Genomic DNA, 17053 nt, shown 5'->3' with positions numbered 1-17053 from the left:
AAATAAACAAAAATGAAAAATAAATTTCATTTTTATGGAATAGATCACATTTTTGAAAATAAAGAACAGTGATAGAATATAAATATTGATTTTTGATAAGATATAAATATATAAAAATAGGACAACATTACATAATCTGCTGCCCTATTCCTATTCAATTAGCTCGCTTTTTTACGTCTTTTTAATGTATCCAACAACACAGCTACAACAATAATCAATCCTTTTACTATTTGTTGCCAGTAAGGATCTACACCTAGCATATTAAGCCCTTTATTTGTGGTACCTATGATCAATGCACCTATTACACACATAGGAATAGTACCAAATCCGCCGCTAAGAGAAACACCACCAATAACCGCCGCCGCAATCGCATCAAGCTCCCAAGCTAATCCATAAGAAGGATTACCAGCATAAGTTCTAGAAGCGAGTAAAGCCCCCGCAAGCCCTGATAACGCACCAGCAACAACATAAACCCAAATTAATGTCTTGGTTGTGTTAATACCACATATTTTAGCTGCATTTAGATTTCCGCCTACTGCATACACATGACGACCAAAAGTTGAACGACTTAGAAGAATATGAGAACCAATAACAATAATCACATATAAAACAACTAAACCTGGTAAGCCAAAGAAATCAACATCCGAAATCCAAGTAAATGCCTCTGAAGAAGCATCAATAGGGCGACCTTCAGAATATAGCTGTGCTGCACCACGAGCAATAATCATCATACCTAAAGTAGCAATAAAAGGTGGTATTTTTCCAAGGGCTGTCAATCCACCATTAACTGCTCCAAGTAATGCCCCTAAAGCAATAGAAATAGCAAAAGCAAGTATCGCAGCACTAACCGTATCCCCTCCTGTAACAACAGACGCAGATACAACCGCAGTTAATGCAACCATTGATCCTGATGATAAATCAATACCAGTAGTAACAATCGCAAAAGTAACACCAATTGCAATAATACCAAACATAGAAACTTGCTCAACAATACTCCATACTGTTCGTGGAGAGAAAAAACCATCAATGGAAACAGATAATGCTAAGAATAATCCTATAAGAATAAAAACCATTCCATAAGTATTCAATATCTTCCTTAATGTAACCTGTGACATAATAGATACCTCATTTATTTTTGTTAAATACTATTTAATTCAAAATAACTAACCTGACGCTAGCTCAAGCACACGTTCTTGAGTTAACTCGTTGTATGGAATAATTCCTACCTGATGCCCCTCGTGCATTACCATAACACGATCACTCATAGACAATAACTCAAGCATATCTGATGTAATCATAATTATCGTTTTACCTTGTCTAGATAGCTCCACCATAAGTTTATATAACTCAGCCTTAGCTCCAACATCAATCCCCTTAGTCGGTTCATCAAGAATTAAAACATCAGGTTCCAAAAGTAACCAACGTGCAAGTAAAACTTTTTGTTGATTGCCCCCAGATAAATTATTTGTGATAACATCCACATTTGGTGTCTTAATTTTTAATTTATCTTTCTGCAAATTTGCTATTTTTTTAGCTTTTGTAACTGAAACAAGTAAATTTTCCAAATAGGGAGACATCTTAGGCATAATCATATTGTCGGTAATACTTAAATTTAAAAAGAGCCCTGTTAATTTTCTATCTTCCGTTACAAAACCAATTTTATACTTCATTGCATCAAGTGGATTATGAATCTCAGCCTTTTCTCCTCTGACATAAATATCACCAGAATCAGCTGGTTTATATCCAAATAACCCTTCAACAATTTCTGAACGACCCGCACCAACTAAGCCTGCTATGCCAAAAATTTCACCTTTACGAACAGAAAAATTAATATCGTAATATTTGCCTTCCCGAGTAAAATTTTTTATTTCAAGCATTATTTCATCTGATAAATCAAAACGCTCTCTTTTGAACATTTCTGACATATCCCTACCAACCATCATCGAAATTAATTCATCTTTTGTTACTTCTGATGTTGGTTTTGTATCAACATATTGCCCATCTCGAATAACGGTTATTTCGTCAGATACCTTAAAAACTTCATCTAGTTTGTGAGAAATAAAAATAATAGCAATACCACGTTGCTTTACCGTTTCAATAATCTTATATAGTTGCTCTACCTCAGTTTCTGTTAACGCTGTAGTAGGTTCATCCATAATAATAATTTTGGCGTCATTAGAAACAGCAGTTGCAATCGCAACTAGCTGAGCTTTGGCAACAGAAACATTTGCCATTTTAACAGTAACATCCATTGGCACACCAAGTTCTTCCAGAATTTCTGCCGCCCTTTTATTCATTTTTTCTTGGTTAACAAAAAATTTATTTTTTGTAATTTCTCGACCTAAATAAAAATTATCAGCAATGCTAAGATTAGCAGCAGGAGAAATCTCCTGAGGAACCATCGTTAAACCACTATTAATTGCATCAATCGGACGGCGTGGTTTAAAAGGCTTATCATCAAGAATAAGCTCTCCTCCATCATCAGGGATATAAATACCGTACAACACTTTCATTAATGTAGATTTTCCTGCACCATTTTCTCCCATAAGAGCATGAACAGTGCCTCGTTTAACTTTTAGATTAATACAATCTAAGGCTTTTACGCCTGGAAATGTTTTAGAAACATTGCACATTTCTAAAATATAGGGAGAAGGGGTTAATTCTTTCATTGATAACTCCTTAAATTCATCAAAAATAAAATGAGACTATTTCAAAGAGCAATATAGTTCTATATTGCTCTCAATAGACACAAATTATTTATATTTTGCTTGATATTCTTCTTTATTCTCTGGAGTCACTAATTCAAAAGGAACCCATTTAACTTCTGGTACTTTTTGTCCCTTAGCAGCAAGATATGCCATTTCAGCACCAGTATAACCTTGTCCCTGTGCGGATTGGAAAACAGTAGCATCTAGGCCTTGTCCTAGATATTCAAGTGCATCAGGTGTCGCATCAAGTCCAACAATGATTAAATCTTCATCTTTTAGACCCAACTTACGACTTGCTAATATTGCGCCAATAGCCATTTCATCATTATTACTCACAACCACATTAATTTCCTTTTTAGCGGCTAAAACATTTTCTGCAATTTCAATCCCTTTTGCTCTATCCCATTTACCTTCTTGCTCTGTTACAACAGTAATATTTTTATGATCTTTAAAAATATTTTTATTACCCTCGGTGCGTTTAGTTACTGCATCAAGGCCTAGTGGTCCAAGAAGTATAAGGGTATTTCCTTGTTTTCCATTTAAGCTATTTACAATGTAATTAGCTTGAATTTTTCCACCTTCAACTTCATCAGAACCAACATAACTAGTTACATATTTCATATCTTCATCATTTGGTTTACGATTAACAATAATTAAAGGAACGCCAGCTTTCTTAGCCTTACGACCAATGACTTTAACAATATTAGGATCCGTTGGTACAACTAATAATGCATCAACACCTTGGTCAATAAAAGTTTCAACATCATTTAATAAACGAGAAGGATCTGCGTTAGCATCAGAAAGTTTAATTTCTACATCATCATGCTCTTCATCAAATTTACGAATAGCATCTTGTACATAGGTCTGCCATTTATCTGCAAAGGATACCATCGGGGCACCAATAACTAAATTCTTTGCCATAGAAGATTGAGAGATAAGTAATAACCCTCCACATAATGCCGCTAATAATGTTTTTTTCATAATGCTACTCCTTTAAATTGGAATTAATTATTTACCTTAGAAATAGGCAACAAAACAAATAGAAATACAAATTTCAAATGATGTATTTTTGAAATTTATCTTCTGTTATATATGTAACATTAAGGTAATTTATACACAACAAGGAAGTTAAATATTTGTGAAATAGATCTCACTTTGGATTAAAAATTTCATTAATTTTATTTTTAAAATAAATAATTTCAATTTATTCAGTAAAATACTTTGCAACTGAATATCATATTTTACTGAATAATTACTATGCTATAGAATCAACATCAATCCAGCATTTTTTATGATGAGATAATGCAATTGCATCTAGCACTCTCGATACTTTAAATCCTTCTTCAAAATCAGGATATATGATAGAATCACTCGCTATACCGTTGATCAGATCCCGAATTTCAACCGTTTTTTGGTCATTAAAACCAATACCATGTCCAGCACTAATACAAAAATTTTTATAATCAGGGTGTAATGGTCCTGTTAAAATTGTTTTAAACCCTTGACGAGCAGGCTCTTCATTATGTAAATAAAGTTTTAATTCCGCCATTCTTTCCTGTGTATATACAATACTACCTTTTGTACCAGTAATAACATAACTTAATCCCATTTTACGACCACAGGCTATCCTAGATGTTTCAATGCTCCCCATACAACCATTATCAAAGCGAATTAAAGCACTTGCTTGATCTTCATTTTCAACATCAAGTAGTTCTGCTATATCATTTGGATTGGGTCGTTTTTTTATTACAGTTTCCATATCTCCAATCACTCTTTTGATATCGCTTCCTACTAAAAATTGTGCCATTTGAATAATATGAGCACCAAGATCACCTAATGCACCTAATCCTGCTTTTTCTTTGATACAATGCCAATCTAAAGGTGTATTAGAATCAGCTAAATAATCCTCATTATGTGTACCATAAAAATGAACTACTTCACCAATCTCTCCTTTCGATATAATTTCACGAGCTAATTGGGTTGTTGGGTTTTTTATATAATTGAAACCAACGAGTGTTTTTACTTTTGCTTTTTGTGCTTCTTCATACATTATCTTTGCATCTTTAGCATCTAACGCTAAAGGTTTTTCTGAATAAATATGTTTACCTGCCTTAATTGCCTCAAGTGCTATTTCCTTATGTAAAAAATTAGGTGTACAAATATCAACAATATCAACATTAGGATCACAAACTACATCTCTCCAATTTCCAGTAGAACGATTAAATCCAAATTCTTTTGCTTTTTGAATCGCTAATTCAGGTGTAATTTCAGCTAAATATTCTAGTTCTAATTCAGCATCTAACGAAAAAACCGTTGATACTTGTGAATAAGCAATAGCATGACATCTTCCAATGTAACCAGTTCCAATTAATCCTATTCTAATTTTTTTCATATAATCTCCTTAATTTTCATAAAAATAAGGCGTCTTTCGACGCCTATTTTTGTTGACAATTTATTATAATGTTGGCATAGCAAAAGAAGCTTTTGAATTAACATTAACCTCAGGCCAACGAGTAGTGACTGTTTTCATTTTTGTATAAAAACGAACACCATCTGGTCCATATACATTTAAAGTACTGAATGCCGAGTCTTTCCATCCACCAAAACAATGAAATGCCATCGGAACAGGAATTGGAACATTAACCCCAACCATGCCAGCTTGAACTTTATAAGTAAACTCTCTAGCTGCTGCACCATTATTAGTAAAAATTGCTGTTCCATTTCCAAATTGGTGTTTGTTAATAAGATCCAATGCTTCATCAAAACTTTTTGCTCTGACAATACCAAGAACAGGGCCAAAAATTTCTTCTTTATAAATCGTCATTTCTGGCGTAACGCGATCAAATAAGGTACCACCAATAAAATATCCATTCTCATAACCATTAGGTTTTTTACCTCTACCATCTACAACTAAAGTAGCCCCCTCTTCCACTCCTTTATTTATATAATTCGTTACATTATTAAGATGTTGTTGTGTAATTAATGGTCCAAAATCCATTTCTTTTTCACCGTCTTTTAATAGCCCTGGACCATAACGAAGTGCTTCAATTTTAGGTTTTAAAGCATTAACTAATTTATCTGCAGTTTCATCATCAATCGTTACCGCTATCGGTAATGCCATACAACGCTCTCCAGCGGCACCAAAAGCAGCTCCAAGTAAAGAATTTGCAGTGGCTTCAATATCAACATCAGGCATCACAAGACCATGATTTTTAGCTGCCCCTAATGCTTGAACTCTTTTTCCATATTCCGAGCCTAATTTATATACTTGTGCAGCAACAGCGCTTGAACCAACAAAGCTAACAGCCTTAACTCGAGGTTCTTTCAACAAAATTTCGTTATCATATCGCTCACCATGAACAACATTGAATACACCATCAGGTAATCCAGCTTCTTTCAATAATTCAGCTAATCTCACTGATAATGAAGGATCAGTTTTAGATGGTTTAAGAATAAATGTATTGCCACAAGCTAAAGCAACAGGAAACATCCACATAGGAACCATTGCAGGAAAATTAAATGGCGTAATCCCGACACAAACTCCCAAAGGTTGCATAGCAGAATGAATATCTATCCCTCTACCAGCTTGCTCTGAAAATTCGCCTTTTAATAAATGTGGTATTCCGCAAGCAAATTCGACTACTTCTAATCCTCTAGTTAATTCCCCAATTGAATCAGAGTATACTTTTCCATGCTCTTCTGTAATTAAACGAGCAAGTGAATCAAAATTTTTTTCTAATAATTCTTTAAACTTAAAAAGAATCCGAGCACGACGTAGTGGAGATGTTTCAGCCCAAGCAGGGAAAGCGCTTTGTGCTACATCAACAGCTTCAATAGCCTCTTCAGCTGTACTCATTCTCACTTGACGAATTTGTTGCCCTGTCGCTGGATTATAAATTGGAGAAATAACCTCTCCTTTACTTTCAACTTTTTTACCATTAATAAAATTTAAAACAGTTTCCATTTTTTTGCTCCTTAACCTGTAAACAAAATAACAATTTATGCCTTTAGCTAGATTAGAACAATAAAATAAATATTTCAATTCATTCACGATAAATATTGAAAAATTTATTTCATTTTGTGATCCATGTTGGATATTTAATAATTTTTCATGGTCAAATGAGTTAATTAAGTTATGATAGATAATAGAATATTTTCTAAATTAGAATTGGAGATTTATATGAGTCATTTATTATCAAAATCCGCAAAAAACACACTTGCTGAAAATGGTCAAACTCAAAAAATCACACCCCAAAGTGCAGGATGGGAATATGTCGGTTTTGAAATGTATCATTTAAAAGAAAATCAAATATTAAGTTTTAACACAGATAATACTGAAGTATGTTTTGTTTTAGTATCAGGGAAAGCAACCATTTCTGTTTCTGAACAAGTATTTAAAAATATAGGTAATCGTTCTACACCTTTTGAACGAATCCCTCCCTATTCTGTCTATGTGCCACATCACCAAAAAGTTACGATTAAAGCTGAAAGCTATCTAGAGCTAGCGGTATGTAGAGCACCAAGTAATGGAAACCTCCCTGTTCGTTTAATTACACCTGATGATGTTGGTGTAGAAAAACGAGGCTTTGGAAATAACCAAAGGCTTGTTCATAATATTTTACCTGAAACAGAGCCCGCCGATGCTTTACTCGTTGTGGAGGTTTTTACAGATGAAGGAAATACAAGCTCTTTTCCAAGCCATAAACATGATCAGAAAAATAGCGAAACTGAAACCTACCTAGAAGAAACCTATTATCACCGTTTTGAGCCATCACAAGGTTTTGCAATGCAGAGAGTTTATACGGACGATAGATCCTTAGATGAATGTATGGCTGTATATGACGGAGATGTAGTTCAAGTGCCAAAAGGATATCATCCTGTTGCAACAATTGCCGGATACAATAATTACTATTTAAATGTTATGGCTGGACCTGTTCGTAAATGGCGTTTTTCGTGGGAAGAAGATCATCAATGGATAAATAGTCAAGTTTATGCCGATAAATTTAAATAAATCCTATTACTAATATAAAGTGCGGTAAAAAATACCGCACTTTAAATTTAACTTTTTGTTTTAAGTCTTTTTTCTGTTTCTAATGCCAAGGCAATTGCAAGAGTTTGAACAAGTGTCATCGTTGCACATTGTGATCTAAAACCATGCACTTGAGCTTCTTTTATAACAAAAGAAACATCACTAAAGGCAATTAATGGACTAATCTGACTATCTGTAATCGCAATCTGTTTTATACCTTTTCTTGATGTTGTATTCATAATATCCAATGTTTCTCTTGCATAAGGCGAAAAACTAATCGCAATAACAACATCTCCTTCTTTGACTTGACTTAATTGCTCATCAAACATCCCACCTAATCCATTGATAATGAAGGAACGACAGTCAATATGATGTAATGCATAATCCAAATAACAAGCAACACTAAATGAACGTTTCAGCCCAATAATAAAGATATTATTTGCATCTCGTAAAATATTCACAGCTTGTTGTAATTGCTCAGAGGTTATATGATGATCAAGCTGATATAAGGCTTGTGCATTAGCCTGAGAAAATATATTTAAAATATCAATTGCACTTTCTTGATAATCTTGAGAAGGCTCTAATCGACGAAATAATTGAAGTCTTTCAGTATAATTAGCAGTTTCCTCAATTAAATTCTCTTTGAATATTTGTTTCATTTCATTAAATCCACTAAAACCAAAAGCATTAGCAAATCTAATTAATGTAGATGGAGGTACATCAGCTTGTTCTGCAATAGTTGCTACAGTATCAAAAACAACATTGTTCGGATTATCTAAAACATACCGCGCTACTTGTTTTAAACGCTTACTCAAACTGTCATATCGCAAACGAATTTCATTTTGTAGGTTTAAAATTTGTGAATTTTTTTGCATTTTATATAACTTTTATCATTTAATTGTGCAGATATTCTACCACTTAATAAAAAAATTTTCATAATGAAATATTGGTTAGCATTCAAAAGGTACTTGGATTTTATAAATAGTTACTAACTCAAATAGAATAAGTTATTCATCTTTTTGTGATCTACATCTAAAATATAAATTTTATATTGCATTTTTTGAAACAAATATTTCAATATTGATGTATAATTCATAGGCGTAAATATACTTAAACATTCTCACTAAGGAAAATAATATGAACACAATTCAGAAAAAATTAGATCTTATTTGTTTAGGTCGGGTCGCAGTAGACTTATATTCTCAACAAATTGGGGATAGATTAGAAGATGCCAGCTCATTTGCTAAATACTTAGGTGGTTCATCGGGAAATGTTGCCTATGGTACAGCGGTTCAAGGAGTGAAATCATCTATGTTAGCCAGAGTTGGTGATGAACATATGGGAAGATTTTTACGCGAAGAATTACAACGAGTAGGAGTGGATACTAGCCATTTAATTACAGATAAAGAACGCTTAACTGCATTAGTCATTCTAGGTATTAAAGATCAAGATACTTTCCCATTAATATTTTATCGTGATAATTGTGCTGATATGGCAATTACATCAGAGGATTTTAGTGAAGAATATATTGCATCAGCCAAAGCTCTAGCAATCACAGGAACACATTTATCAAATCCTAAAACTCGCAATGCCGTTCTCACAGCATTGGAATATGCAGGAAGAAATAATACTAAACGATTATTAGATATTGACTATAGGCCTGTACTTTGGGGATTAACCTCTATTGGTGATGGGGAAACACGTTTCATTGATTCAGAAGCAGTTACAGCATCTCTACAAGAAGTATTACATCATTTTGATGTTCTAGTAGGTACTGAAGAAGAGTTTCATATAGCAGGAGGATCAACGGATACGCTTACTGCATTGAAAAATGTACGTAAAGTAAGTAATGCAACACTAGTTTGTAAGCGTGGTGCTTTAGGTTGTTCTGTGTTTGAAGGAGAAATACCAGACCATATAGATGGGGGGATAAATGTTTATGGTGTTCGTGTTGAAGTTTTAAATGTTTTAGGAGCTGGAGATGCATTTATGTCAGGGCTTCTCCGTGGCTATATAAATGGTGAAAGTTGGGAACAATGTTGTCGTTATGCAAATGCTTGTGGTGCTCTAGTAGTCTCTCGTCATGGTTGTGCGCCAGCAATGCCGACTAAAGAAGAATTAGATGATTACTTATCACGAGCAGAATCTGTACCTAGACCAGATTTAGATATAAAACTTAATCATTTACATAGAGTAACGACAAGAAAAAAACAATGGGAGAACCTATGTATTTTTGCATTTGATCATCGTAAACAGCTTATAGATATGGCAAATCAATGTGGTGCAAATATAGAATTAATACCTAAACTAAAGACACTATTACTTACAGCTGCAGAAAAAACAGCAAAAGAAGAAAATATCTATGATGGAAATGCAGGTATTTTAGCTGATACAACTTTTGGTCAAGCTGCTTTAAACGAAATTACAGGTAAAAATTGGTGGATTGGTCGCCCAATTGAATTACCATCATCTCGTCCACTACGATTAGAGCATGGTGACCTTGGTAGCCAGCTTACTTCTTGGCCAAAAGAGCATGTGGTAAAATGCCTAGTATTCTATCATCCAAAAGATAAATTAAATTTAAAACAAGAGCAAGATGAGAAAATTCAAGAAATTTACCAAAGTTGTTGCCGAACAGGTCATGAATTGTTACTTGAAGTAATATTACCATCTGATATGGAACAATCAGAAAACTATTATGTAGAAATCATATCTCACTTCTACGCTTTAGGAATAAAACCAGACTGGTGGAAATTACCAGGAGTATCAAAAGAAACCTGGTTAAATATTAGTAAAAAAATAGAAGAAAACGATCCATATTGTCGTGGAATTCTAATATTAGGCCTTGATTCACCAATAGAGCAATTTGAAGAAGTATTCAATGCTGCAGCAGATATTCCACTTGTGAAAGGATTTGCAGTAGGTAGAACCATTTTTGGTGAAGCTTCTTTAAATTGGTTATCAGGAAAAATTAACGATGAACAATTAATTAATAATGTATCAGAAAGATATAGAAAATTAATTAAAGCTTGGAAAAACCATCGTTCTTAAAAGCAAATCAATTATAAACACTAAGAGTTCATTATTTTTTTAATAATGAACTCTTATTTTTTATATTTCAAAAATAATCTTTATCTTGATAGTAATTAGTTATTACCTCATACAAACAAACTTCGTTTCAAGTCTCATTTTTATGACACAAAATAGAAAGACACTTTTGTATTTTATAACCTAATTACGATTTATTGAAACATAAAGCCGAGATGGCACGCCCTAAAGGATTCGAACCTTTGACCCACGCCTTAGAAGGGCGTTGCTCTATCCAGCTGAGCTAAGGGCGCATTGAAAATAGACAGTTTAGAGAATTGGTCGGCGAGATAGGATTTGAACCTACGACCCACTGGTCCCAAACCAGTTGCGCTACCAAGCTGCGCTACTCGCCGAAGTATGCAAGCATTATAGTTTCCTTTTAAATACAGTCAATTCTTTTTTTAGTTTTTTATTTCAAACGCTCACTTTTTTTCCAATTAATGCTTACATTAAATGAATTTTTTTGAGAAAATACGCAAGCTTTATTTTATTAAACTCCATATGCTTAGCATATCAACTAGTTGTATCATTATATAAAAGGAAAAACGAATGACCGCACAAGTTATTTCAGGCACGGAATTATCTAAACAAATAAAATCTGAAGTATCAAAAAAAATTCAACAATTTATCTCTGAAGGAAAAAGAGCCCCAGGATTAGCGGTTATTTTGGTCGGTTCAGATCCTGCCTCTCAAGTTTATGTAAACAGTAAGAGAAAAAGTTGTGATGAAATAGGTATTCATTCTAAGTCCTATGATTTATCTATTGAAACTTCAGAAGAAGAATTACTAAAATTAATTGATAAATTAAATATTGATCCTGAAATTGATGGAATTCTAGTACAGCTTCCATTACCAAAACATATTGATTCAACAAAAATAATTGAACGAATAAACCCAAATAAAGATGTTGATGGTTTCCACCCTTATAATGTTGGAAGACTTTGTCAACGGATTCCAAAACTACGAGCTTGTACACCTTATGGTATAATAAAACTCCTTGAAACAACTAATACTGATCTTCATGGTAAACACGCTGTTATTGTTGGTGCATCAAATATTGTAGGGCGTCCAATGGCACTAGAGTTATTACTTGCAGGTTGTACAACAACTGTTACACATCGTTTTACAAAAGATTTAGAGAATTATGTACGCCAAGCTGACATTGTAGTTGTCGCTGTCGGTAAAGCACAATTTATTCCTGGTAATTGGATCAAAGAAGGAGCTATTGTTATTGATGTAGGTATAAATCGAGTTGAAGGTAAATTGCAAGGTGATGTTGAGTATGATGTAGCCGCTCAAAAAGCCAGTTTTATTACGCCTGTTCCAGGTGGAGTTGGACCAATGACAGTAGCAATGCTGATGGAAAATACGTTAACTGCTTACGAAAATAATCAATAATAAAGTAAAAGATGCCATAATCAATATATTATGGCATCTACCAATTCAAAATTACCACATTATTTTATAACAGAAATGAATTAGTTTTAAACTATCAAATCCAACGCCTAACTTTCTTTTTATAGATTAAATAATCTTGCCCAAATATTTTTTCTAATACTTTTTCTTCTGGCTTAATCTGTAAGTAATTAATAAGAATAACAAATAATACGATCCCGAAAATTGCCAACAAATTACCTAGCCAAAAAAACCAAGCTACTAAAGCAAGCACTAAACTCAAATACATAGGGTTTCGAGTAAATCGATAAATGCCTGTAGTAATAAACTTATCTGTATTTAAATTAATCGGGCTAATATTAGCTTTATTTATAATAAATTGGCACACACTTGTTATAGCAAAAACACTACTAAGTAGCAAAGAAGAAACCACTAAATACAAGTATCTATCGAAAAGATAAAATTTAGGTAGAATGTACATTATCAGAATACATACAATAAAAATAACTGGAGGAGGAAGTTTTACTGAGTTCATTTATTTACTAACTAATAAAAAGCCTTGGAATATCCAAGGCGCTAATTTATTCTAAATTATAAATTATTTAATCTCATCTGTATGAAAGATTTTTCTAAAGGACTTGCACTACTTAAGGCTTCTTCAAAACTTGATTTTGCAGATATATTATCGCCTTTAGCAAGAAGAATATCACCTTTTAGAAGTAATTTGCGACTATCCCAACTTTTTCCTTTCACTTTATCCAGAGAACTTAAAGCACTATCAAATTTCTGTAACTGATACTGAACCATTGCTAAGCGAAGAGCAGATATAGAAATAAGAAGATCATCAGAAGATTGTGATAATGCCTGCGTTAATAATATTTCTGCTTGAACAAATTCTTTTGTATCTACATTTAACCTTGCTCGCTCTAACAATGCTAAAACGGCATAACTCGTTTTGCTATTATCCGTAACAAATTGCTTAAATTTTTCTTCACCTAATGTATCATCTATAGAGATTAGTTGTTCATATTGAACGGATAATGCTTGTGATTTTTTTTCTTGATAATCTTGCCAATAACGCCATCCAAATACCGCACCAAAAGTTAATACCGAAGTAATAATAATAGATTTATAGTTATCTTGCCACCAAGCTTTTAAATTATTAATCTCTTGCTCTTCTTCAACTGTATAAGCCATCTTGATTTCCTTTTAAATAAAATATAAATTTAAAATACACTACTGAGATAAGTAGTAATATTATCAAAAGATATAGTTTTCTGGTCTGCTCTTCCCAATAGATCTTTTACAACAACCTGATTAGTCTGAAGCTCAGTTTCACCAATAACTAACGCAAATTTTGCACCACTTTTATCTGCTCGTTTAAATTGTTTTTTAAAGTTTCCACCACTACAATGTACCATTGTTCGTAAGTGAGACAATTCTGAACGTAATTTCTCAGCGACAGTAAATGCGGATAATCTAGTCCCTTCTCCTACATAAACAATGTAAATATCCACCGCACTTGGCAACTCAATATTATTAACTTCTTGAACCAATAAAACTAAACGTTCTAACCCCATCGCGAACCCAACACCACTTGTTGAATGCCCACCAAGTTGCTCCACTAAACCATCATAGCGTCCACCACCACAAATAGTTCCTTGTGCGCCAAGTGCTGAAGTAACCCATTCAAATACTGTTTTATTATAATAATCCAAACCACGAACTAATTTTTGATTAACTTCGTATTTAATTCCTACAGCATCTAATAATTCACATAACTGAGCAAAATGTTCAAGACTCTCTGTATCTAAATAATCATGTAATTTTGGTGCATTATTCAAAATTTCTTGTACTTTTTCATTTTTACTATCCAAAATACGTAATGGATTAGTTGTCAAACGACGTTTACAATCTTCATCTAAAACATCCAAATGGTTTTGTAAAAAATCAACTAATGCTTGACGATAACTTCTTCTAGCTTCAAGTGAACCAATAGAGTTTAATTGTAAAGTAACGTGTTCAAAAATACCCAATGATTTCCACAAACGAGCAGTTAACATAATCAGTTCAGCATCAATTTCAGGTTGACTAATACCAAAAATCTCAACACCTACTTGATGAAATTGACGATAACGTCCTTTTTGAGGGCGTTCATAACGAAACATTGGCCCCATATACCATAAACGCTGTTCCTGATTGTAAAGTAACCCGTGCTCAATACCTGCACGCACACAACCAGCAGTCCCCTCTGGACGTAAAGTTAAGCTCTCATCATCACGATCGTTGAAAGTAAACATCTCTTTTTCAACAACATCGGTTACTTCACCAATTGCTCGTGCAAATAATGGTGTATTTTCAACAATAGGCATACGTATTTCTGAATACCCATAACTTGCTAAAGTTTGACGAATTTTATTTTCTACCCATTGCCACAAAGGCGTTTCCGATGGTAAACAGTCATTCATACCTCGGATTGCTTGAATTGTCCTTGCCACTCTTTTTTTCCTTTAAATAATTCGATTTTTTGGATCGTTTTGTGCGATTTTAGCACGAATCTTTGCTTCTAATTGATCTATTAGATTATCATTATCAAAACGCTCTTTCTGGCGCTGCCCATCTAAATAGTAACCACTCTTCTTATTACCACCTGTTACGCCAAGATCTGAAACTAATGCTTCTCCAGGACCATTTACAACACAACCGATGATGGATACATCCATTGGTGTAATAATATCTTCCAAACGTTGTTCTAAAGCATTTACTGTACCAATTACATCAAATTCTTGTCTAGAACAAGTAGGACAAGCAATAAAATTAATACCTCGAGAACGAATTCTTAATGATTTCAGTATATCAAAGCCTACTTTTATCTCTTCTATCGGATCTGCAGCTAAAGAAACCCTTAATGTATCGCCAATTCCTTCTGATAAAAGTAATCCTAATCCAATCGCTGATTTGACAGCTCCAGCTCTTGCACCTCCAGCCTCAGTAATGCCTAAATGCAAAGGCTGTTTGATTGCTTTAGCAAGCAAACGATAACTTTCTACAGCAAGAAAAACATCAGAGGCCTTTACACTTACTTTAAACTGATCGAAGTTGAGACGATCCAATATTTCTACATGACGCAATGCACTTTCAAGCAATGCTTGTGGTGTCGGCTCACCATATTTTTCTTGTATATCTTTTTCTAAAGATCCTGCATTCACACCAATACGAATGGGAATATTATTATCTTTCGCACAATCAACAACGGCTCTTATTCGATCTTCACGGCCAATATTACCAGGATTGATCCTTAAACAATCAACCCCATATTCAGCGACTTTTAGGGCTATACGATAATCAAAATGAATATCTGCAATTAAAGGCACTTTGACTTGTTGCTTAATCAACTTAAATGCCTCTGCTGCATCCATTGTTGGGACAGAAACACGAACAATATCAGCACCAACACGCTCTAATGCCTTGATTTGCGCAACCGTTGCTTCTACATCAGTTGTTCTTGTATTCGTCATCGATTGTACAGCTATCGGCGCATCACCACCAACAGGCACATTTCCCACAAAAATTTTTATCGATTCACGACGTTTAATATCAGGTTTTTCCAACATTATTTCCACTCTGATCTATTGTAATTTAAATCTAGCGACACGACCATCAACTGTCAAAGGATAATTTTCACCTTTATAAGTAATCTTAACATTAGCTGGCGCACCAATAATTAATGAATAAGGCATACCTTTATCAAAAGTTAGGATTTCTCCTTGCTTATATTCTTTTTGAGCTAATATATTACGCTTACTGTCTTTAACACTTAACCAACAACTAGGGCCTGTAATTTCAATTTTTAACTCATAATTCATCTGAGCCTCAGAATTCGCCTCAAGTACATTTTTGTCTAATTGGTTATCCTGTTCTTGTTTTACTTTTGCAATTTCATTTTCTAAAATTTGAGCAGAAGTTAAACTTTCTAGGTTAGTCTCGGTATTGACAATACTTTTATCATTTACAATCGTTAAATTATTTTCTTCTGTCATCAAATCAGTTGATTTTTGAGCCTTAATAATATTCAAATCAACATTATCTACTGTTTTTAGACTATTATTTTCTAAGCTTGTTGCTACTGGCGATGATATATCTTTTACGCTATCTTGTTGCTTTTCGATAATAGTTATTGGACTATCCTGTGCCGTCCCCTTACTGATACTCTCTTTTTCTTGGTTGGCAGATTTCGATGTAGATCCATTTACATAACTATTCACTAAAGTATCACGTTCTTCATTAAGATGTTGATAATTCTCCCACCACCACAATGCAGTCATACTAATAACAATAAAAACCACTAGTGCCGTAATATAGCCTATCCAACGATGATTTGATGTATTTAAATTAACCTGAGAAATTGAGGCAATATTTTTACCTAAATTATTTTTTAAAGATGTACCTAATGTAAATAACATCGGCTCCCAAACAGTATTGGGTAAATTTAAAAAACGAGCATAATTACGGACATAACCTTTAACAAAGGTAGGCGAAAGGGATAGTATATCAAGTTGATTATTTTCAATACAAGATAACACGGAGGGTCTTAAATTTATTTCTTTTGAAACATCTTCTAATGATAAATTTAATTCTTCTCTTTTTTGACGAAATTGCTGTCCTATATCAATTTTATCTTGTAATTCTATTTGTTGTGGTTGATTATTTGTCATATTTAATTCTTAAGTTAATTTTAAATTATTTATAAAAGCTATAAGAACCAAAGTTTAAAGACGTACAACCTCTTTTGCAAGAGATTATGTGTAATTAAATTGTAAAACATACCTTA

The 17053-nt window shown here is 33.5% G+C and carries 14 protein-coding genes and 2 tRNA genes; 3 read left to right on the top strand and 13 right to left on the bottom strand.

What is annotated here, in order from left to right; translation table 11 throughout:
* Positions 1-158 precede the first annotated feature (158 nt).
* The 5 genes from EV697_RS01665 to EV697_RS01645 all read right to left on the bottom strand — a co-directional run bounded on the left by EV697_RS01665 (position 159) and on the right by EV697_RS01645 (position 6672).
* A complete protein-coding gene (locus tag EV697_RS01665; protein WP_132021891.1) occupies positions 159-1115 on the bottom strand; it encodes an ABC transporter permease in 957 nt (318 codons plus the stop codon).
* 48 nt (positions 1116-1163) lie between these two features.
* Positions 1164-2669: a sugar ABC transporter ATP-binding protein gene (locus tag EV697_RS01660; protein ID WP_132021889.1), complete on the bottom strand. Its 1506-nt coding sequence runs from the start codon at positions 2667-2669 to the stop codon at positions 1164-1166.
* A gap of 84 nt (positions 2670-2753) precedes the next feature.
* Positions 2754-3689 carry a substrate-binding domain-containing protein gene (locus tag EV697_RS01655; RefSeq protein ID WP_132021887.1) on the bottom strand — a complete coding sequence of 312 codons (936 nt, stop codon included), beginning with the start codon at positions 3687-3689 and terminating at the stop codon, positions 2754-2756.
* 274 nt (positions 3690-3963) lie between these two features.
* Complete coding sequence (locus tag EV697_RS01650) at positions 3964-5100, bottom strand: Gfo/Idh/MocA family protein (protein ID WP_132021885.1); 1137 nt, start codon at positions 5098-5100, stop codon at positions 3964-3966.
* A gap of 63 nt (positions 5101-5163) precedes the next feature.
* Positions 5164-6672, bottom strand: coding sequence for a CoA-acylating methylmalonate-semialdehyde dehydrogenase (locus tag EV697_RS01645; RefSeq protein ID WP_132021883.1), 1509 nt, complete (start codon positions 6670-6672; stop codon positions 5164-5166).
* A 216-nt stretch (positions 6673-6888) separates the two neighbouring features.
* Between EV697_RS01645 and iolB the strand changes: the two genes are divergently transcribed.
* Positions 6889-7719 carry a 5-deoxy-glucuronate isomerase gene (iolB, locus tag EV697_RS01640; RefSeq protein ID WP_132021881.1) on the top strand — a complete coding sequence of 277 codons (831 nt, stop codon included), beginning with the start codon at positions 6889-6891 and terminating at the stop codon, positions 7717-7719.
* Between the two features lie 47 nt (positions 7720-7766).
* On the opposite strand, the gene EV697_RS01635 is transcribed toward iolB, so the two are convergent.
* Positions 7767-8612: a MurR/RpiR family transcriptional regulator gene (locus EV697_RS01635; RefSeq protein WP_132021879.1), complete on the bottom strand. Its 846-nt coding sequence runs from the start codon at positions 8610-8612 to the stop codon at positions 7767-7769.
* Positions 8613-8874: 262 nt separating this feature from the next.
* On the opposite strand from EV697_RS01635, the gene EV697_RS01630 reads away from it, so the two are divergent.
* Positions 8875-10788 (top strand): bifunctional 5-dehydro-2-deoxygluconokinase/5-dehydro-2-deoxyphosphogluconate aldolase, encoded by a 1914-nt coding sequence (locus tag EV697_RS01630; protein WP_132021877.1) that lies wholly within the window; start codon positions 8875-8877, stop codon positions 10786-10788.
* 213 nt (positions 10789-11001) lie between these two features.
* Here the strand turns inward: EV697_RS01630 and EV697_RS01625 are convergent.
* Positions 11002-11078, bottom strand: a tRNA-Arg gene (locus tag EV697_RS01625).
* A 25-nt stretch (positions 11079-11103) separates the two neighbouring features.
* A tRNA-Pro gene (locus EV697_RS01620) sits at positions 11104-11180 on the bottom strand.
* A 196-nt stretch (positions 11181-11376) separates the two neighbouring features.
* Here EV697_RS01620 and folD point away from each other — a divergent pair.
* On the top strand, positions 11377-12225 hold the full coding sequence (gene folD / locus EV697_RS01615; protein WP_132021875.1) for a bifunctional methylenetetrahydrofolate dehydrogenase/methenyltetrahydrofolate cyclohydrolase FolD: 849 nt from the start codon (positions 11377-11379) through the stop codon (positions 12223-12225).
* Between the two features lie 94 nt (positions 12226-12319).
* On the opposite strand, the gene EV697_RS01610 is transcribed toward folD, so the two are convergent.
* From EV697_RS01610 to EV697_RS01590, 5 genes are all read right to left on the bottom strand, one after another.
* A complete protein-coding gene (locus EV697_RS01610) occupies positions 12320-12643 on the bottom strand; it encodes a methyltransferase family protein (RefSeq protein ID WP_236824065.1) in 324 nt (107 codons plus the stop codon).
* A 170-nt stretch (positions 12644-12813) separates the two neighbouring features.
* Positions 12814-13419, bottom strand: a complete 606-nt coding sequence (locus tag EV697_RS01605; protein ID WP_132021871.1) for a YfgM family protein — start codon at positions 13417-13419, stop codon at positions 12814-12816.
* Between the two features lie 29 nt (positions 13420-13448).
* Complete coding sequence (gene hisS / locus EV697_RS01600; RefSeq protein WP_132021869.1) at positions 13449-14720, bottom strand: histidine--tRNA ligase; 1272 nt, start codon at positions 14718-14720, stop codon at positions 13449-13451.
* A gap of 12 nt (positions 14721-14732) precedes the next feature.
* Positions 14733-15836, bottom strand: coding sequence for a flavodoxin-dependent (E)-4-hydroxy-3-methylbut-2-enyl-diphosphate synthase (gene ispG, locus EV697_RS01595; RefSeq protein ID WP_176672783.1), 1104 nt, complete (start codon positions 15834-15836; stop codon positions 14733-14735).
* A 15-nt stretch (positions 15837-15851) separates the two neighbouring features.
* Entirely contained in the window at positions 15852-16937 is a 1086-nt protein-coding gene (locus EV697_RS01590; RefSeq protein WP_132021867.1) for a RodZ domain-containing protein, read from the bottom strand.
* Positions 16938-17053: the final 116 nt, after the last annotated feature.

Source organism: Bisgaardia hudsonensis, from assembly GCF_004345785.1.
Classification (GTDB): domain Bacteria; phylum Pseudomonadota; class Gammaproteobacteria; order Enterobacterales; family Pasteurellaceae; genus Bisgaardia; species Bisgaardia hudsonensis.
Note: the sequence above shows the minus strand (reverse complement) of the source record. Positions and strands in the feature narration are given on the sequence as shown.

Excerpts from the sequence above, each read along its gene's own strand:
- EV697_RS01660 (WP_132021889.1), bottom strand. The coding sequence starts at position 2,669 with ATGAAAGAATTAACCCCTTCTCCCTATATTTTAGAAATGTGCAATGTT.
- ispG (WP_176672783.1), bottom strand. The coding sequence starts at position 15,836 with ATGTTGGAAAAACCTGATATTAAACGTCGTGAATCGATAAAAATTTTT.
- EV697_RS01605 (WP_132021871.1), bottom strand. The coding sequence starts at position 13,419 with ATGGCTTATACAGTTGAAGAAGAGCAAGAGATTAATAATTTAAAAGCT.
- EV697_RS01645 (WP_132021883.1), bottom strand. The coding sequence starts at position 6,672 with ATGGAAACTGTTTTAAATTTTATTAATGGTAAAAAAGTTGAAAGTAAA.
- EV697_RS01590 (WP_132021867.1), bottom strand. The coding sequence starts at position 16,937 with ATGACAAATAATCAACCACAACAAATAGAATTACAAGATAAAATTGAT.
- EV697_RS01655 (WP_132021887.1), bottom strand. The coding sequence starts at position 3,689 with ATGAAAAAAACATTATTAGCGGCATTATGTGGAGGGTTATTACTTATC.
- EV697_RS01665 (WP_132021891.1), bottom strand. The coding sequence starts at position 1,115 with ATGTCACAGGTTACATTAAGGAAGATATTGAATACTTATGGAATGGTT.
- folD (WP_132021875.1), top strand. The coding sequence starts at position 11,377 with ATGACCGCACAAGTTATTTCAGGCACGGAATTATCTAAACAAATAAAA.
- iolB (WP_132021881.1), top strand. The coding sequence starts at position 6,889 with ATGAGTCATTTATTATCAAAATCCGCAAAAAACACACTTGCTGAAAAT.
- EV697_RS01635 (WP_132021879.1), bottom strand. The coding sequence starts at position 8,612 with ATGCAAAAAAATTCACAAATTTTAAACCTACAAAATGAAATTCGTTTG.
- EV697_RS01650 (WP_132021885.1), bottom strand. The coding sequence starts at position 5,100 with ATGAAAAAAATTAGAATAGGATTAATTGGAACTGGTTACATTGGAAGA.
- EV697_RS01630 (WP_132021877.1), top strand. The coding sequence starts at position 8,875 with ATGAACACAATTCAGAAAAAATTAGATCTTATTTGTTTAGGTCGGGTC.